General features: G+C 55.4%; 21 protein-coding genes and 1 other RNA gene. 13 read left to right on the forward strand and 9 right to left on the reverse strand.

What is annotated here, in order from left to right; translation table 11 throughout:
* The first annotated feature begins 260 nt into the window (after window positions 1–260).
* Both ACTF5F_RS07005 and ACTF5F_RS07010 read left to right on the forward strand, forming a co-directional pair.
* Window positions 261–2,846, forward strand: a complete 2,586-nt coding sequence (locus tag ACTF5F_RS07005; RefSeq protein WP_438956159.1) for an Rne/Rng family ribonuclease — start codon at window positions 261–263, stop codon at window positions 2,844–2,846.
* 148 nt (window positions 2,847–2,994) lie between these two features.
* Entirely contained in the window at window positions 2,995–3,285 is a 291-nt protein-coding gene (locus tag ACTF5F_RS07010) for a hypothetical protein (RefSeq protein WP_438956160.1), read from the forward strand.
* Between the two features lie 10 nt (window positions 3,286–3,295).
* On the opposite strand, the gene ACTF5F_RS07015 is transcribed toward ACTF5F_RS07010, so the two are convergent.
* Together ACTF5F_RS07015 and ACTF5F_RS07020 are read right to left on the reverse strand one after the other, a co-directional pair.
* On the reverse strand, window positions 3,296–4,057 hold the full coding sequence (locus tag ACTF5F_RS07015; RefSeq protein WP_438956161.1) for a L,D-transpeptidase: 762 nt from the start codon (window positions 4,055–4,057) through the stop codon (window positions 3,296–3,298).
* Between the two features lie 155 nt (window positions 4,058–4,212).
* The gene (locus ACTF5F_RS07020) at window positions 4,213–4,437 is read right to left on the reverse strand and encodes a sulfurtransferase TusA family protein (protein WP_438956162.1); all 225 of its coding nucleotides are present in this window, start codon (window positions 4,435–4,437) and stop codon (window positions 4,213–4,215) included.
* A gap of 103 nt (window positions 4,438–4,540) precedes the next feature.
* Between ACTF5F_RS07020 and ACTF5F_RS07025 the strand changes: the two genes are divergently transcribed.
* Together ACTF5F_RS07025 and ACTF5F_RS07030 are read left to right on the forward strand one after the other, a co-directional pair.
* The gene (locus ACTF5F_RS07025; protein ID WP_438956163.1) at window positions 4,541–5,296 is read left to right on the forward strand and encodes a cytochrome c biogenesis CcdA family protein; all 756 of its coding nucleotides are present in this window, start codon (window positions 4,541–4,543) and stop codon (window positions 5,294–5,296) included.
* Window positions 5,297–5,592: 296 nt separating this feature from the next.
* Window positions 5,593–6,297, forward strand: coding sequence for a hypothetical protein (locus ACTF5F_RS07030; protein WP_438956164.1), 705 nt, complete (start codon window positions 5,593–5,595; stop codon window positions 6,295–6,297).
* A 47-nt stretch (window positions 6,298–6,344) separates the two neighbouring features.
* Here the strand turns inward: ACTF5F_RS07030 and ACTF5F_RS07035 are convergent, their stop codons facing one another.
* The 5 genes from ACTF5F_RS07035 to ACTF5F_RS07055 form a co-directional block, all read right to left on the reverse strand.
* The gene (locus tag ACTF5F_RS07035; RefSeq protein WP_438956165.1) at window positions 6,345–6,563 is read right to left on the reverse strand and encodes a ribbon-helix-helix domain-containing protein; all 219 of its coding nucleotides are present in this window, start codon (window positions 6,561–6,563) and stop codon (window positions 6,345–6,347) included.
* Window positions 6,556–6,732, reverse strand: a complete 177-nt coding sequence (locus ACTF5F_RS07040; RefSeq protein ID WP_438956166.1) for a DUF4169 family protein — start codon at window positions 6,730–6,732, stop codon at window positions 6,556–6,558. Before ACTF5F_RS07040 ends, ACTF5F_RS07035 begins: the two co-directional genes overlap by 8 nt.
* Window positions 6,729–8,120: a class II fumarate hydratase gene (gene fumC, locus ACTF5F_RS07045; RefSeq protein ID WP_438956167.1), complete on the reverse strand. Its 1,392-nt coding sequence runs from the start codon at window positions 8,118–8,120 to the stop codon at window positions 6,729–6,731. Before fumC ends, ACTF5F_RS07040 begins: the two co-directional genes overlap by 4 nt.
* Window positions 8,121–8,183: 63 nt before the next feature.
* Window positions 8,184–8,663: an SspB family protein gene (locus ACTF5F_RS07050; RefSeq protein WP_438956168.1), complete on the reverse strand. Its 480-nt coding sequence runs from the start codon at window positions 8,661–8,663 to the stop codon at window positions 8,184–8,186.
* Window positions 8,664–8,753: 90 nt separating this feature from the next.
* Window positions 8,754–9,449 (reverse strand): DUF1194 domain-containing protein, encoded by a 696-nt coding sequence (locus ACTF5F_RS07055; protein ID WP_438956169.1) that lies wholly within the window; start codon window positions 9,447–9,449, stop codon window positions 8,754–8,756.
* Between the two features lie 116 nt (window positions 9,450–9,565).
* Here ACTF5F_RS07055 and ACTF5F_RS07060 point away from each other — a divergent pair, with 116 nt between their 5' ends.
* Window positions 9,566–9,919 carry a hypothetical protein gene (locus tag ACTF5F_RS07060; RefSeq protein WP_438956170.1) on the forward strand — a complete coding sequence of 118 codons (354 nt, stop codon included), beginning with the start codon at window positions 9,566–9,568 and terminating at the stop codon, window positions 9,917–9,919.
* Window positions 9,920–9,974: 55 nt separating this feature from the next.
* Here the strand turns inward: ACTF5F_RS07060 and ssrA are convergent.
* Window positions 9,975–10,324: a transfer-messenger RNA gene (gene ssrA, locus ACTF5F_RS07065) on the reverse strand.
* A gap of 167 nt (window positions 10,325–10,491) precedes the next feature.
* Between ssrA and ACTF5F_RS07070 the strand changes: the two genes are divergently transcribed.
* The 5 genes from ACTF5F_RS07070 to ACTF5F_RS07090 all read left to right on the forward strand — a co-directional run bounded on the left by ACTF5F_RS07070 (window position 10,492) and on the right by ACTF5F_RS07090 (window position 12,293).
* Window positions 10,492–10,620, forward strand: coding sequence for a hypothetical protein (locus tag ACTF5F_RS07070; RefSeq protein ID WP_438956171.1), 129 nt, complete (start codon window positions 10,492–10,494; stop codon window positions 10,618–10,620).
* Complete coding sequence (locus ACTF5F_RS07075) at window positions 10,621–10,827, forward strand: cation:proton antiporter domain-containing protein (RefSeq protein ID WP_438956172.1); 207 nt, start codon at window positions 10,621–10,623, stop codon at window positions 10,825–10,827.
* A gap of 45 nt (window positions 10,828–10,872) precedes the next feature.
* On the forward strand, window positions 10,873–11,658 hold the full coding sequence (locus ACTF5F_RS07080; RefSeq protein ID WP_438956173.1) for a cation:proton antiporter domain-containing protein: 786 nt from the start codon (window positions 10,873–10,875) through the stop codon (window positions 11,656–11,658).
* Between the two features lie 20 nt (window positions 11,659–11,678).
* Entirely contained in the window at window positions 11,679–11,981 is a 303-nt protein-coding gene (locus tag ACTF5F_RS07085; RefSeq protein WP_438956174.1) for an NAD-binding protein, read from the forward strand.
* Window positions 11,982–12,089: 108 nt separating this feature from the next.
* Complete coding sequence (locus ACTF5F_RS07090) at window positions 12,090–12,293, forward strand: hypothetical protein (RefSeq protein ID WP_438956175.1); 204 nt, start codon at window positions 12,090–12,092, stop codon at window positions 12,291–12,293.
* 63 nt (window positions 12,294–12,356) lie between these two features.
* On the opposite strand, the gene msrB is transcribed toward ACTF5F_RS07090, so the two are convergent.
* Window positions 12,357–12,749: a peptide-methionine (R)-S-oxide reductase MsrB gene (gene msrB, locus ACTF5F_RS07095; protein WP_438956176.1), complete on the reverse strand. Its 393-nt coding sequence runs from the start codon at window positions 12,747–12,749 to the stop codon at window positions 12,357–12,359.
* 68 nt (window positions 12,750–12,817) lie between these two features.
* Here msrB and ACTF5F_RS07100 point away from each other — a divergent pair, with 68 nt between their 5' ends.
* The 3 genes from ACTF5F_RS07100 (at window position 12,818) to ACTF5F_RS07110 (ending at window position 15,397) form a co-directional block, all read left to right on the forward strand.
* Window positions 12,818–13,072: a hypothetical protein gene (locus tag ACTF5F_RS07100; protein WP_438956177.1), complete on the forward strand. Its 255-nt coding sequence runs from the start codon at window positions 12,818–12,820 to the stop codon at window positions 13,070–13,072.
* 134 nt (window positions 13,073–13,206) lie between these two features.
* Window positions 13,207–13,611 carry a hypothetical protein gene (locus ACTF5F_RS07105; RefSeq protein ID WP_438956178.1) on the forward strand — a complete coding sequence of 135 codons (405 nt, stop codon included), beginning with the start codon at window positions 13,207–13,209 and terminating at the stop codon, window positions 13,609–13,611.
* On the forward strand, window positions 13,580–15,397 hold the full coding sequence (locus tag ACTF5F_RS07110; RefSeq protein WP_438956179.1) for an ABC-F family ATP-binding cassette domain-containing protein: 1,818 nt from the start codon (window positions 13,580–13,582) through the stop codon (window positions 15,395–15,397). The genes ACTF5F_RS07105 and ACTF5F_RS07110 overlap by 32 nt, the downstream gene beginning before the upstream one ends.
* The last annotated feature ends 26 nt before the right edge of the window (window positions 15,398–15,423 follow it).

The raw sequence follows: 15,423 nt of genomic DNA on the forward strand, positions 1-15,423 counted from the left end.
AGCTAATTTGGCCCCAAAAGGGTCAGTGGAACGCCCTGGGTCTTGCCTGTTTATTTTCGCAAGAACTGGGCCATGAACGGGTCCCCTCCCCAGAGGGTGCCGGAGAAGAAACGCGATGTTGAGCGCGCGAACCATAGGCAGAGTAGCAGGACCCCCAAGGGGCCGCACCGCCGCATGCGCGTCTATCGCCTTAATCAGACATCACCACCTATCAAACGCTCCTCCGGGGGTCAGGCGGTCATGTCGTGTGAACGGATACAATGCCAAAGAAAATGTTAATCGATGCGACGCATGCGGAGGAAACCCGCGTCGTCGTAGTAGACGGGAACAAAGTCGAGGAGTTTGATTTCGAGAGCCAGTTCAAGCGACAGCTTGCTGGGAACATCTATCTAGCCAAAGTGACGCGGGTTGAACCGTCGTTGCAGGCTGCTTTTGTAGATTACGGCGGGAACCGGCATGGGTTCTTGGCTTTCTCTGAAATCCACCCAGACTATTACCAAATTCCAGTGGCCGACCGCGAGGCGTTGATCGCCGAGGAAAAGGCCTATGCCGAAAGCCTGAAAGCGGCTGAGGAAGAGGAAGAAGCCAAACCAAAGCCAAAGCGCCGCCGTCGCCGGTCAAAGACCGCAGCGGCGGAAGCTGCAACTGATGATGCTATTGTAACTGCTGACGCTGAGGAAGCGCCAGCTGGCGACGCTGCCGAAGGTGAAGCGGCGGAAACGCCTGTCGAGACGCCGGAAGAAGAAACATCTGGCGACATCGCAGGGATGGAAACCATCGATCTGGCTGATGAAGCCGCAGAAGATTGTGAGCCGATTGCGGACGCCAGTGATGACGATGAGGATGCTCCAAAGGCGGATGCGACCTCCAAAGACGACCGCATCGAAAGCGTGAAAGAGGACGATACTGAGGAAGTGCGCCCCGTCCGTAAGCCACGTCTGAAGCGCTACAAGATCCACGAAGTCATCAACGTGCGCCAAATCCTTTTGGTGCAGGTCGTGAAAGAAGAACGTGGCAACAAAGGCGCTGCGCTGACGACATACCTAAGCCTTGCGGGTCGTTACTGTGTTTTGATGCCAAACACTGCACGCGGTGGCGGGATCAGCCGCAAGATCACCAATGCGTCCGACCGTAAGAAGTTGAAAGAGATCGCGAATGGGATGGAGGTGCCGGATGGGGCTGGCCTGATCATTCGGACAGCAGGGTCTCAGCGGACGAAGACGGAGATCAAGCGCGACTATGAATACCTTCAACGGATGTGGGAGCAGATTCGGGAGCTGACGCTGAAATCCATCGCACCCGCACGAATTTACGAAGAAGGCGACCTGATCAAACGCTCGATCCGCGATCTTTATTCCAAGGAGATCGAGGAAGTCATCGTTGCCGGTGACGAAGGTTTCAAGACGGCCAAAGATTTCATGAAAATGATCATGCCGTCCCACGCCAAGAACGTGAAGCACTATGCCGAACAACTGCCGCTCTATGCGCGGTATCAGGTTGAGGGCTATCTGAACGGGATGTTCAATCCGACGGTTCAATTGCCGTCCGGTGGTTACATCGTGATAGGGATTACGGAGGCACTGGTCGCGATCGACGTGAACTCAGGCCGTGCGACAAAGGAAGGTTCGATTGAGCAAACCGCGCTCAAGACCAACCTTGAAGCGGCGGATGAGGTTGCGCGTCAGTTGCGGCTGCGTGACCTGGCGGGTCTGATAGTTATCGACTTCATCGACATGGATGAACGCCGCAACAACACGGCTGTTGAGAAGCGCTTTAAGGATCGGTTGAATACGGACCGCGCGCGGATTCAGGTGGGTCGCATCTCCGGCTTTGGTCTAATGGAAATGAGCCGTCAGCGCCTGCGCCCAGGCATGTTGGAAGCCACAACGCAGATGTGCTCGCACTGTCACGGCACGGGGCTGTTGCGCTCTGATGACAACGTGGCTTTGTCGATCCTGCGGTCTTTGGAAGAAGAAGGCGTTCGGGGTCGTAGCAAAGAGGTGCTGATCAAAGCACCAGTGTCAATTGCGAACTTCCTGATGAACGGGAAGCGGGAGCATATTGCGGATATTGAAGGTCGCTATGGAATGTCTGTGCGGATCGAGTGTGAACCTGCCTTGGTCTCCCCCGATTTTGCGATTGAGAAGTTCAAGACGGCAACGCGGGCGGTGCCTGAAGCAACGGTCGTTGTGTCTGCCGACACTTTGATTGAAGAGGGCATCGATCTCGAAGCTGCTGTCCCCGATGAGGAACCGCAAACGGACGAGGATAAGCCAAAGCGCCGCCGTCGTCGTCGTCGCCGCCGTCGGGGTGGTGGCAACGGTGAAGGACAACGGCAAGAGGCTGCGACGGACGCGCAGCCTGAAGATCAGCCAGAGGCTGCTGAGGTGGAAGAAAAGCCTGCTGAGGCCGCTGAAGAGGACACAAAGCCCAAACGCCGCAGCAGCCGCAAGAAAGCCGATGCGGAGGAGGCTCAGACTGAGGCTAAGCCCGAAAAGGTTGAGGACGCGCCCGCCGCTGAGGACGAAAAGCCCAAGACGCGGCGCGGGACGCGGAAGAAGGCCGAGGATGAGGCGCCAGCGGACCCTGTGGCAGAGGCCGAGGCTCAGCCGGAAACCGAAGAAAAGCCAAAGGCGAAGCGGACCCGCAAGAAGACTGCGCCGAAAGAGGACGCGCCTGCTGAGGAAGCTCCAGCCGAGGCTGAGGAAAAGCCCAAGCGTAAACGGGCCAGCCGCGCAAAGCCAAAGGCAGAAGCGGCGGAACCCGTCGCGGAGGTAGTCACGGAAGAGGCGGTCAATGAGCCTGACAAGCCCAAGAAAAAGGGCTGGTGGTCACTCGGCCGGTAACTCTCAAATAAAGCGCCGTCCCACGGGGCGGCGCTTTCGTATGATGCGCTGGCACAACATGCCGAAGCCTTTGCATGTTACTTCACTTTGAAACTTTGGCGTGGCAAGCGATAGTCCGCTAAGCCGCTATTGGATTCGGGGACTGGTTATGAACGTGTGGACGTTTTCAAAACACATTGGACAGGTAAGCACTGCTGTGCTGCTGTTGGCAGCTTGTGAGGTGGAGACCCCGACGACAAACGGGCCATCAAACCTTCCCAAAGAAGTCGCAGCGATCGTCGCGCCCAATCAGGACCTGAGCTTTGTGCGTCTGATGCCAGAGGACAATTGTTATTGGTACCGGCACCGTGGTCCAGTTGAGACAACTATGCTGCCTTTGCGGAACACGCGCGGTCGTCCGATCTGTGTGCTGGTTCAAGAAGCGCCTGCAACTTCCTGATTTGTATAAACTAAGCTGGATACAGGTGCGCTGTCGAACCAGTTGCAACGTTGTCGTAGAGCTGGTTGATATGGGCCATCACCATTCTCACGCAGCCAGAACTTGCCCGCCCGCCAATTGAGCGCGGGCTAGGTGTGCCGTGGATGCGCAAATAGGTGTCGCGGTTCCCAACATAGAGATAGAGCGCACGCGACCCCAACGGATTGCGTGGGCCGCCATCCATGCCGTTCTCGAACTCTTTGAACTTATTTGGCTCGCGTTCAATCATTTCATCCGTTGGACGCCATGTCGGCCATTTTGTTTTGCGACGGATGTTATAAACACCCGGTTCGTAGAGGTTGCCCTTGGCAATCGCGACGCCGTAACGCATCGCAGTCCCATCGGTCTGAATGTGGTAGAGATACCGCGCCACCGCATCGACATGGATATCGCCAGGGGTCAAACCGGCATTCGCTTCGACCCGAACAGGCAGGAAGCGCGGATGCAGGCCCCAAGGGTTTGATGTGGCGGCATCATAGTTTGCGGGCGTCACCTGCGCATCCCAGCGATCCCAGTTGCGTGGATCAGACACTGGACGCCGCGCGGGTGGCTGTTCCTGCACGGCTTCAACGGTGGCTTCGAGTTCTGTGGGCTCCGGCTCCGTAATAGAGGCTTCAACGGCCAACATATCAAGGCCACCCATTTCATCCAGCGCCCACAGTGGTTGGGAGATCGGGCCAGAAAAAAGTACGGCGGTGCCGCCAATAAATTTCCGTCTATTTGTCTTCAACATCGTTCATCCTTTTAAGCTGGGTCGCAAATTTACGCCGACTCAGCCTCTACATAAATAATCTTTGAAGACACAATAAATCATGGTGTTTTGGTCCAAAATCAGATTTTAGAGAGCGCCAGAAGAGGTGGCTAAGCGGCAACACCTCGCCCATGCGCTCATCGCTTTTTGATTTCGTAGGTTTGGACACCATTTTCGTCGGCCATGCCCAACAGATCGTGTCCTGCTTCAGCGCAGAAATGCGGGACGTCGACAATGGCCGCAGGATCATTAGCCATTACCACGAGGATATCGCCCGCCTCCAAAGACTTTAGTCGCTTGCGTGCTTTGAGCACTGGCAGGGGGCAGAGCAGCCCGATCGCATCAAGTTCGTATTTCGCCATGTGAGGGGATTATGCCGCATGTTACAGCTTGTAAACACAAGTGTGACGAAAGGTAGGGTGACGCGCTTGCGGAGTTGTCTTATCTGCAAATCAAGGAGACGCCATGCTTGATGCAGTCACACTCTTGGATGCGACGCTGCTGCCCGCAATCGCCATCGCGATCGTGGCTGGTCTTTTATCGTTTCTTAGCCCCTGTGTATTGCCCATTGTGCCGCCTTATCTGGCCTATATGGGCGGGGTGTCCGTCACAGACATGGATGCGGATGTTGCAGCACGGCGTCGGGTGATCGTCGCAGCGCTCTTCTTTGTTTTGGGCCTTTCGACTGTCTTTATTTTCTTAGGAATGGCTGCGTCTGTATTTGGTCGCGCGTTCCTCCAGTACCAAGAATGGTTCATCTATATCGCCGGCGTGGTTGTGATGATCTTCGGGACGCATTTTCTTGGCATCTTTCGCATCGGGTTTTTACAGCAAGAGGCACGTGTCGATGTGGGGGATCGCGGCGGGTCAGCCTTTGGGGCTTATATCCTTGGCCTCGCCTTCGCCTTCGGTTGGACGCCGTGTATCGGGCCAATCTTGGGTGCAATCCTGGGGCTGGCCGCGTCGGAGGGCGACGTGGCGCGTGGAACAACTCTTTTGGCCTTCTACGCTGTCGGTCTAGGCATCCCGTTCTTGCTAGTCGCGGTATTCTTTCCACGGCTCAAGGGGGCGATGGCGTGGATGCGCCGGCATATGAAAGTGATAGGGCGGATTTCGGGGCTTTTGCTACTGACTGTGGGTCTCTTGATGGTCACCGGCCATTTCACCGCGCTCAGTTATTGGCTGGTCGAACAATTCCCAGCCCTTGCTGTGCTGGGCTAGAGGCTTATTTCCGTCGAATTTTCTGTGTATATATTGGCCAAGCAAAAGGCTGAGTAGGCTCTGTCACAGGCTCAAACCAGTGCGAGCGTCAGATGACGTCGGGTGTTCTATGTACTCTGCTACGACCCGATTCACCCCCGTCGCTTTAGGGAGCTTTATCGCAAAGAAAGTGTGAAGCAGGTCAAGATCAGCGGGTAGGAGATTGGGATTGCAGCCAAGGAGGGGTTGAGCGGTATGGCTGGCGGGCGGCGGCAAAGATTGATGGCGCGACGACAGTTGCGGACATTGAGGTGCTGGTGTTGTTCGACATCGTGCGCGACAGCATGTCAAACTCGATCCCTGCGACCTACTGGCAGCTTTTGCGGACCTCTTGGACCTATATAGCCAGCGGCGCATTGCGCCGTCTGGTGTGGCTGCGGAAGGGCCCCGTCATCGCGGCGCTCTATCCCGTTGGTATGCTCCTGGGTCAGTTGCTTTTGGCGCTTCTTTTGGGCGCGCTATTTTCCCGTGTGCTGGAGTGGGGCATTAACCTTCCTGCCGATTACTTTGGCTGGCCCGTCGTGTTCCCGTGGTTTGTGAACTGGCCGATCATTTTGGCCGTTGGCGTCTATGCCTTACCGTGGTTCCACGGAAAAGATAGCAAATTCTACGCCTATTACCTGATGCACGATTATGCTTATTCGGCACGCTGGAAGTGGGCCAACCTGCCCACTTTGGAAGCGCGGATGGCGGAGTTTAAGGAGACGATTGGAGAGGCTTTTCGGTCGGTTGTGGATGAGGTTTTGGTTGCCGGCCATTCCTCCAGCGCACATCTGGGCGTGTCGGTGCTTGCCGATTTGATCCGTGAGGGTGGCGTGCCGAGCAATCGTCCGGCGCATCGGTGCAATGCCATTGATCCAAAGGTTGCAGCGAGACTCTCTGAACGGAGACTAAGAGAATTTGAACGTCTGGAAAGTCAGTCCCTGACCAGGATCCGTGGCGCTCTTTGCGCCTGCGAGTAGTCGCTACTCCGCAGGTATGAGGCGGCCTTCTGGGGAGGGCCGCCTTTTTATTTGTGCGTCAACGTTTCCAAGACAAAAACGCGGATCGCTGAGGCGAGGCCAATGTCCCCACGGTTTGCATCAATTTCAGCCGCTAAGCCATTTATGGTTTGTCCGTTTGCTTGAGCAATGCCTTTGAATTCGGACCAGAAGATATCTTCTAAGGACACGCTTGTGCGGTGGCCCTTGAGCGTCAGCGACCGCTTAACAGGGCGACCGCTAGTCATCTTCGAACTTCAGTTCTGATAGGCGTTTGCTAGCCTGCTCATTGCGTGCGGCATCCAGCATGCGCTCTGCCTTCGTGCGCCCAAACTTGATCGAGTTCTGAACCGCGCGGGCCTTTTCTTCAGCCCGTGCTTTGGCTTTGCGCACTTTGTTCAGATTGATCGGCTTCATTTCGGGCCGATCATATCCTCAGGACGGACCACCCGGTCAAAGGTTTCTTCATCGACAAAGCCCAGCTTAATGGCTTCTTCCTTCAGCGTTGTCCGATTTTTGTGTGCGGTTTTGGCGACTGTTGTGGCGTTGTCGTAGCCAATGGTTGGGGCGAGGGATGTCACTAGCATCAGGCTTTCGCGCATCAGTTGATCGATCCGACCTTCATCGGCTTTGATGCCCACAACGCAGTTGTTAGTAAAGGCGCTCGCCGCGTCACCGATCAGTTGCATGGATTGCAGCACGTTGTACGCCATCATCGGCTTCATTACGTTCAGTTCGAAGTGACCTTGCGATCCGGCAAAGCCCACGGCGGCATCATTGCCCATCACATGTGCGCAGACCTGCGTGATGGCCTCAACCTGTGTCGGGTTTACCTTGCCGGGCATGATCGAAGACCCAGGCTCATTCTCCGGCAGCATCAACTCACCCAAGCCGCAGCGTGGACCGGAGCCGAGGAAGCGGATATCGCAAGCGATTTTGTAGAGGCTGGCAGCAACGGTTTTCAGGGCACCCGACATTTCAACAAGCGCGTCATGGGCGGCCAGAGCTTCAAATTTGTTTGGAGCTGTGACAAAAGGCAGACCCGTGATGTCCGCCATATTCTTTGCGACGGTTTCGGCCCAGCCTTTCGGCGTGTTGAGACCTGTTCCCACCGCTGTGCCGCCTTGTGCTAACTCGTAGATCGCGGGCAGGGCGGCTTTGATCCGGCGGATGCCCATAGCGACCTGATGGACATAGCCGCTGAACTCTTGCCCAAGCGTCAGGGGGGTGGCGTCCATCGTGTGCGTGCGTCCGATTTTGATGATGTGCTCGAACTCTGCCTGTTTTGCCTTCAACGCCTCATGCAGCTTTTCCAGGCCGGGCAAGAGCACGTCATGGGCTGTCGTGGCCACGGCGATGTGCATGGCAGTGGGGAAGGTGTCGTTAGACGATTGCCCCATATTGCAGTGATCGTTGGGATGCACTGGATCTTTTGAGCCGATCTCACCCCCGAGGATTTCGATCGCGCGATTAGAGATCACCTCATTCGCGTTCATGTTGGATTGCGTGCCGGAGCCTGTTTGCCAAACCACGAGCGGGAAATGATCGTCGAGCTTTCCAGCTACGACTTCAGATGCCGCTTCGATCATTGCGTCGGCTTTGGTTGCGTCCAGTTTGTCACGATCTTTGTTGGCCATCGCGCAGGCCTGTTTGATGACGCCAAGCGCATGGACAATGGCGACCGGCTGTTTTTCCCAGCCAATCGGAAAATTTTGGAGAGAGCGCTGCGTTTGCGCGCCCCAATACCGGTCTGCGGGGACCTCAAGTGGGCCAAAGCTGTCGGTTTCGGTGCGGGTTTTGGTCATCTGGCTCTCCCTCATCAGAATTTACGTTCTGATTAGCCAGCAGGCCAGAAATGCGCAATGGCGCTATTTGCGGAATTGGTCCAGGGAGACGACATCAGCCTGTTGTTGCTGAGGTACGTCGTCTTCCGCCATCTCCTCCATCGGCGCTTCTTGCGCGGCTTCTTCCTCGGCGTCTTCATCGTCGTCAGAGGGTTCAGTTTCCAGCCGCAAGCCAAATTCAACAGACGGATCCACGAATGTCTTGATCGCGTCGTAGGGTATATACATTAGCTCAGGATTTTCGCCAAAGTTGAGCGTGATGGCAAAGCCTTCGTCGGTCACGTTCAAGTTCTCAAACCAATGCTGAATGACGATGGTCATTTCATCGGGGTACCGGTCCGAAAGCCAATCAGCCAGTTCCACGTCTGGATGCATTGTATCGAAGGTCACAAAGAAATGGTGTTCACCGGGAAGGCCATCTTTTTGCACATCTGTGAGTACATTCTGAATAAGGCTGCGCATCGCTCGGTGCATCAGATTTCCGTAATCGATGTGGCGTGTCATGGCGGCCCTCAACTCTCGATACGTCCACCATAGAGGATTCGATGGAGGTTGAAAGGGGCGTTCGGAAATGTCGCTTGTGGGGGACAGGTACTAGCCAAGCAGACGGCTGAGTTCGCGCAGGATCTTTTGTCGAATGGCGCGCGGGTAGTCGATATGTCGCCGCGCCGTCAGCACAAACCCGTCGCGTGTGATGACCGTCCGCTGGTAGAAATTCGTGATCGCAATGCCCATCGATTCAATCGCAATGCCGTTGATGGTGACGCCTTGGCGTTCTGCCGTGTTTCGTGCGGCCGCCGTGTCAGCGCCCGCATTCGGCGTGCCATTGCCAGAGATGTCGATGACTTTGCGCAGGCAGTCAGGAACATCTGCGAATTGCTCGAGCGAGAAATAGATCGCCTCTGCCGGAGCTGTGTCTGACAGAACAAATGCACGTTCCAGCCCCAGCGCCCGTTGCGCAAACAGCACGGCATCCAATTCCGTATTGACATGGGTCCACGGGATGGAGACCTCTTGCTTGTCCTCGTCCGACCATTGGATCATCATCATGGCCGCCTGAGACTCGACCATCGTTGCGACGATTTCAGGATCACGCAGGACATTGGCAAGACCATCTCGCTGCAACCGCCATTCGCCTGGATCAACAGAGTTGGAAACGTCGATTGTCAGGATAAGGGCTGTGTCACAGGCGGAGACTGATTGGGCCCCTAGCAAGAACAAAGCCGAACAGAGAGCAGAGCGCAGCATCTGAGCACTTGGGCAAATCTTACGTGTTTCTGCAAGTATCATTGCTGGTTTCCCGTAAAACTTACCAAAAGCTGTAATGACAAAACTGTGATCGGGGGCTTGCAGTTAGCGAATATGCTCAATCTTGGGCGTTATCACCATGAGTAGGAAGGTACATTGTGTCGTTTCATTTTAAGACTCTGGTGGGTTTGGCAGTTGCAGCAGTTTCCCTTGCGGCGTGCGGTGATGAACAGGTCACCAACGTCTCTAGCTCACTGAACAGGAATGTGGTTATCGTAGACCAAACCGGTGCCACCATCTGGGAATTCTACGGGTCACGTATTTCGACGAATTCATGGGAAGAAGATATTCTTGGCTCAACGATTCTGTCGAATGGCGAGTCCGTGAACATCGATTTTGATGATGGTACTGATTCCTGTGTCTTTGACATGCGCGCAGTCTTCCGTGACGTCAGCGCGATTGTGCAAAACGGAGTTGATGTCTACCGCGTCACTTCGGTTACTTTCCGTTAAACCAAGCGTAGCCTGCGTTCAGTTTTGGGGCTTAGCCGAATAACGTGATGTTCGAAATGCAGGTTTCTGTTGCCAGGTACCTGCGGACCCCGCCTATGGTCGCAAAACCGTAGGAGTTAAGGTTTCAGTCTTAGGAACTGCTTAAGCAGCTACTGCAACTGGAGCATGGTTGTCATTTGCAACTATACATTTTGAACCGATAACGGTGGTATCTCACCGAAACAAAGCTAACCCCTTTAGACGTTCGTCGATCCTATTTCGGCCCCATGATCCCCAAATGAAGGATGTTTGGTGGAGCCGCCGGGTACCGCCCCCGGGTCCGATCCGCTTATTATGAGCGCGTTTATGTTCATAGTCCCGGAGGACATGCCAAATATAGGTGAGGGGCCTGCACCGCGCAAGGCGCGAATGCCACCGATCAATTTGTACAATTCATCCTATTTTGTCCAAAATTTGGATTGCGGGGGCAGACCATGATTGACTATCTGGCATTGGCATTTGTGTTTCTTTTTGCAGATGTGGTTGCTATTTCCATCTCATCGCGGCTGGGACTTGGATCGGTTCTTGGCTAATTGATCGCGGGCATTGTTATCAGCCCGGACCTTGCGGTTTTGGGCGTGGATGTCATCGCCATCAAGCATTTTGCGGAGTTTGGCGTTGTCATGATGCTGTTCCTCGTCGGGCTTGAGTTGGAACCGTAGTTGCTGTGGCAAATGCGCGCCAAGCTTTTTGGGCTTGGTGGTGGGCAGGTGGGGATCACCACAGTGCTTATCACGGGGATCGCGATGGCCTTTGGACAGCCTTGGACCATCGCTTTGGCGATTAGTCTTGTGCTGGCGCTATCGTCGACGGCCATTGTTCTTCAGACCTTGAACGAGAAGGGCTTGATGAAGAGTGATGGTAGGTAGTCGGGCTTTTCCGTTTTTCTTTTCCAAGACCTTGCCGTCATCCCAATGCTCGCGCTGATCCCACTTTTGGCGATGCCGGACTTGATAGATGTCGCTGCCGCTGCTGACGCCCACGGCGGGATAGAGTTGCATGCGTCTGACGCCGCTCACGGCGATGAAAGCCACGCGGATGATGACCAACATGATGATGGGCCCGGCAGCAGTATGAGCCTTGTAGATGGGCTGAACGGCTGGCAGACCGCCCTTGTGACTATTGGCGCGGTCGCGGCTGTTGTCCTCGGCGGGAGCTATCTAACACGTCCGGTCTTCCGCTTTGTCTCTGTCGCCAATTTGCGTGAACTTTTCACGGCGACGGCCTTGATGATGGTTGTGGGTATTGCGCTTCTGATGTCGCTAGTCGGCCTCTCCGCCGCGTTTGGGACATTCCTCGCGGGGGTAGTGTTCGCCAACAGTGAATATCGCCACGTGTTGGAGTCCGACATCGATCCGTTTAAAGGTCTGCTGCCGGGGCTTTTCTTCACGACCATTGGCACGGGGATCAACTTTGCGCTGCTGTCGGAAAACCTGATGCTGATCCTAGGGCTGACCATTGGGTTGATGGTCGTGAAGGGCGCGGTTCTTTACGTCCTCGGCACGATCTTCGGCTTGCGCGGCACAGACCGCTGGTTTTTGACCCTTGGCTTGGCGCAAGCGGGTGAATCTGGCTTTGTCTTGCTGTCCTTCACCGTTGCCAATTCGCTCATTCCGTCAACGACTGCGGATCTTCGTCGCTGGTGGTCGCGTTGTCGATGCTGCGGACGCCAACGCTCTTTATCCACTATGAACGCGTGATCGCCCCATGATACACGGAGGTGTCCGATAGGAATCCGGATGAGATTGATGTTAAGAACCATGTTATCATCGCCGGCAGCGGATTTGTTGGCGGGCTGATCAACCGGATGCTGAAAGCGGCGGGGTTCGAGGCGACGCTCATCGATTACAGCTCAAAACATCCGGAGAATCTGCGCACGTTTGGCTTTCACAATTATTTTGGGGACGCGGTGCGTCCGGACTTGCTTCACCCAGCGGGGATTAAGGACGCCAAGCTGTTCAACATATCGATCGATAACAAAGACCAAATCACCGAATTGACGCGCTATATTCACCAAAACTAATCTCATGTACACATCCTCGTCCGCGCCATCGACCGCGATCATGTCTATGAACTATGGGCCGCAGGGTCGCGCGATATTGTTCGAGAAACCTTCGATAGTTCCATCCGCATGGGGCGATCGGCTTTTGAGGCGATGGGCATTCAGAAGGATCACGCGCAAGAAATGGCGGATAAATTTGTGAAGATGGACCGCAAGGCGATGCTGGCCGTCACGGATGTCCACGACCCGAATATTCCGCCCGACGAAAACGAGGCCTACGTGGCGCTTGTGCTGGAAATGCTTGGTCCTTGGCAGGCGGAGGTCAATCAATAGATGAACGACATCTGTGCCAAGGACATACCTTATGATCCTGAGGAAGCGGCCTCCTAATGGCCGCTAGTCTTCGCTCTCGAATTTCAAAGCTGCGCCGTTGATGCAGTACCGTAAGCCCGTTGGCGCGGGACCGTCTGGGAAGACGTGACCAAGGTGACCTTCGCAACGGTTGCAGTGCACTTCCGTCCGGGTCATGAAGAAACTGCGATCGGTTTTCTCACCAACCATGTCTGGATCAAGCGGCTGGTAGAACGAAGGCCAGCCGGTGCCGCTTTCAAACTTGGTGTTCTGATCAAACAGCGGAGCATCACAGCCCGCGCAGCGGAAGGTTCCGGGATCTTTAGGGAAGTTGTCATTGGTGCCAGCCCGTTCGGTGCCGTGTTTCCGAAGCACCTTATATGCGAGGTCAGACAATTGAGCGCGCCATTCAGCATCAGATTTGACAACTTTGTCCATTTGCTTCGTCCTTCCGTTACGATGACCCGTAATCTAGGTAGAAAAAGGCCGGCTCCAAGGGTGCATTGATGACAATTGCGTTTTCAATTGGTCGGTTCGTTGTAACATTTGCTGCGACGCCAGCGGATGCGAAGGGGTGCCAAGAGCTACGGCATCAGCATTTCTTTGGCTGTGCGGGGGTGGACGCGGATGAGTTTGCCCCTTTGTGTTGTCACATAATGGTGCGCCGCGATGGCGATCTTGTTGCGACTGCTTGGACTTTGCTGTTTGCGTTAGGGGCAGAGATGAAGACGAGATATTCTGTCCAACAATATGATTTATAATCATTTTTTATCTCCAATCTCCCATGCTAGAAATTGGCTGGCTTTGTGTAGCAGATGTCACTTTTCGATTTGAGGCATTGCGGGCGTGCTGGGGTGCATTGGCGCAGATTGTGGATCGAAAGAGTGTTGTGCTCATGTTTGGATGTTCCAGTTTTGAGGGCGTTGATCCAGCGTGCTACCAAGATGCCTTTGCTTTCTTGGCTGAAAACTATCGGGCCCCGGATGCGTTAATCCCGCGCAAACGAAGTGCGGAAACCTTTGATCTTCCCAAGGGCCACCCCTTCGACAAGAAACGCGCCATTGCGCAACTGCCGCCCTTGCTCCGCACATATCTCAGCTTGGGTGGTTGGGTCAGCGATCATGCGGTGGTGGACCGTAATTTGAACACCCTTCACGTGTTAACAGCGCTCGAGATCGCCGCTATCCAGAAGCTCGGGCGCGTGCTCTGCGCGCGATGGTTTGATTTAGACGCTTGCGCCGCTGCTGCGTCTTGCGTAGCAGACGCGAATGGCGCGCACTCCACTACTCCAACTCAGTGATATTTCCCTCACGTTTGGCGGGGATCCTGTTTTTGATGACCTATCTTTGGCCATCCAGCCGGGCGACCGCGTGGCACTGGTTGGTCGCAATGGTTCCGGCAAGTCGACGCTGATGAAAGTGATGGCGGGGCTGGTGGAGGCAGATGCCGGCACTGTGATCGCGGCACCTGGCGTGAGCGTCGGTTATATGGAACAGGATCCGACGATGGCCGGATTTTCAACCTTAGGCGACTATGCGGCGAGCGGCATTGATCCCTCGGAAACCTACCGTGTGGAGATGGTGGCGGAAGGCTTGAAATTTGACCCCGCAGGCGACGTTTCAACCGCATCTGGCGGGGAGCGGCGCCGCGCCGCCTTGGCAAAACTGATGGCCGAAGCGCCCAAATTGATGTTGCTTGATGAGCCGACCAACCATCTTGATATCGAAGCGATTGCATGGCTGGAGGCGGAGTTGCAGCAGACCCGTGCGGGCTTTTTCGTCATTTCCCACGACCGCGCGTTCCTGCGGGCTTTGAGCCGTGCAACGCTTTGGATCGACCGTGGTGTGGTGCGGCGGATGGACGGGGCGTTCGATAAGTTCGAGCCGTGGCGGGAAAAAGTGTGGGAGGAAGAAGACCTCCAACGTCATAAGCTTAACCGCAAGATCAAAGCCGAAGCACGGTGGGCTGTTGAAGGGATTTCTGCCCGCCGCAAGCGCAATATGGGCCGTGTGCGGGCTTTGCAGGAGCTGCGGGCGGAGCGGGCCTCTCAAATCAAACGGCAAGGCACGGCGGCTCTGTCTTTGGACGCCGGACCCGCAAGCGGCAAGAAAGTGATTGAGGCGGACGGCATCTCGCTGACCTTTGGTGACAAGCGCATCGTGCGGGGTTTTGACTTGAAGGTGCAGCGCGGGGATCGTGTTGCCTTTGTCGGCCCAAACGGTGTCGGGAAAACAAGTATTATCAAGATGTTGCTTGGTGATCTTGAACCTGACAGTGGCACTGTCAAACGCGGCACAAACTTGCAGATCACGGTGTTCGATCAGGCGCGTGCGCAGTTGAATCCAGACGAAAGCCTGTGGGACAACCTGGTTAACGATCCAGAGATGGGTGTCAGTGGCAAAGCGGATCAGGTGATGGTCCGTGGGAAGACGAAACACGTTGTCGGCTATCTGAAAGAGTTTTTGTTTGATGAGGCGCAGGCCCGTGCGCCGGTCAGATCGCTGTCTGGCGGCGAAAAGGCGCGGCTGTTGCTAGCGCGGTTGATGGCGCGAGAGAGCAACCTGCTCGTGCTCGACGAGCCGACGAACGATTTGGATATTGAGACGCTCGATCTGCTTCAGGACATTTTGGGCGACTATGATGGCACCGTCTTGCTTGTCAGTCACGATCGCGACTTTCTAGATCGCGTGGCCACGACGACTGTCGCGATGGAAGGGGATGGCTCTACTGTCGTCTATGCGGGCGGCTGGTCAGATTATCAGGCGCAGCGTGGGGAAAGGCCAAAGGTCGCGGTTGAAAAAGCCCCGTCAAAGCCGCAGGTTGCTAAAGAGAAACCAAAGTCGGAAAATGCCCAAGTAGGGCTTTCCTTCACTGAAAAGCATCGTCTCGAAGAATTGCCATCTGTCATGGACCGCCTCACAGCCGAAATTGCGAAGCTGGAAGAGTTGTTGGCTGCCCCCGAATTCTTCTCCGCCAATCCGGTCAAATTCCAGAAAGCGACGGAGGCTTTGACAGAGCGGCAAACTGCGCTTGCCGCTGCTGAGGATGAGTGGCTTACGCTCGAAGAAAAAGCCACGGGCACCTAAGGAGAGGAGGCCCGAAGGCCCCCTAT

It is taken from the genome of Cognatiyoonia sp. (genome assembly GCF_965661665.1).
GTDB lineage: Bacteria > Pseudomonadota > Alphaproteobacteria > Rhodobacterales > Rhodobacteraceae > Cognatiyoonia.

Bases quoted from the DNA above. Each gene is read 5' to 3' on its own strand.
- ACTF5F_RS07005 (WP_438956159.1), top strand. From the start codon at position 261: ATGCCAAAGAAAATGTTAATCGATGCGACGCATGCGGAGGAAACCCGC.
- ACTF5F_RS07010 (WP_438956160.1), top strand. From the start codon at position 2,995: ATGAACGTGTGGACGTTTTCAAAACACATTGGACAGGTAAGCACTGCT.
- ACTF5F_RS07015 (WP_438956161.1), bottom strand. From the start codon at position 4,057: ATGTTGAAGACAAATAGACGGAAATTTATTGGCGGCACCGCCGTACTT.
- ACTF5F_RS07020 (WP_438956162.1), bottom strand. From the start codon at position 4,437: ATGGCGAAATACGAACTTGATGCGATCGGGCTGCTCTGCCCCCTGCCA.
- ACTF5F_RS07025 (WP_438956163.1), top strand. From the start codon at position 4,541: ATGCTTGATGCAGTCACACTCTTGGATGCGACGCTGCTGCCCGCAATC.
- ACTF5F_RS07035 (WP_438956165.1), bottom strand. From the start codon at position 6,563: ATGACTAGCGGTCGCCCTGTTAAGCGGTCGCTGACGCTCAAGGGCCAC.
- ACTF5F_RS07040 (WP_438956166.1), bottom strand. From the start codon at position 6,732: ATGAAGCCGATCAATCTGAACAAAGTGCGCAAAGCCAAAGCACGGGCT.
- fumC (WP_438956167.1), bottom strand. From the start codon at position 8,120: ATGACCAAAACCCGCACCGAAACCGACAGCTTTGGCCCACTTGAGGTC.
- ACTF5F_RS07050 (WP_438956168.1), bottom strand. From the start codon at position 8,663: ATGACACGCCACATCGATTACGGAAATCTGATGCACCGAGCGATGCGC.
- ACTF5F_RS07055 (WP_438956169.1), bottom strand. From the start codon at position 9,449: ATGATACTTGCAGAAACACGTAAGATTTGCCCAAGTGCTCAGATGCTG.
- ACTF5F_RS07080 (WP_438956173.1), top strand. From the start codon at position 10,873: ATGCTCGCGCTGATCCCACTTTTGGCGATGCCGGACTTGATAGATGTC.
- ACTF5F_RS07090 (WP_438956175.1), top strand. From the start codon at position 12,090: ATGGGGCGATCGGCTTTTGAGGCGATGGGCATTCAGAAGGATCACGCG.
- msrB (WP_438956176.1), bottom strand. From the start codon at position 12,749: ATGGACAAAGTTGTCAAATCTGATGCTGAATGGCGCGCTCAATTGTCT.
- ACTF5F_RS07100 (WP_438956177.1), top strand. From the start codon at position 12,818: ATGACAATTGCGTTTTCAATTGGTCGGTTCGTTGTAACATTTGCTGCG.
- ACTF5F_RS07105 (WP_438956178.1), top strand. From the start codon at position 13,207: ATGTTTGGATGTTCCAGTTTTGAGGGCGTTGATCCAGCGTGCTACCAA.
- ACTF5F_RS07110 (WP_438956179.1), top strand. From the start codon at position 13,580: ATGGCGCGCACTCCACTACTCCAACTCAGTGATATTTCCCTCACGTTT.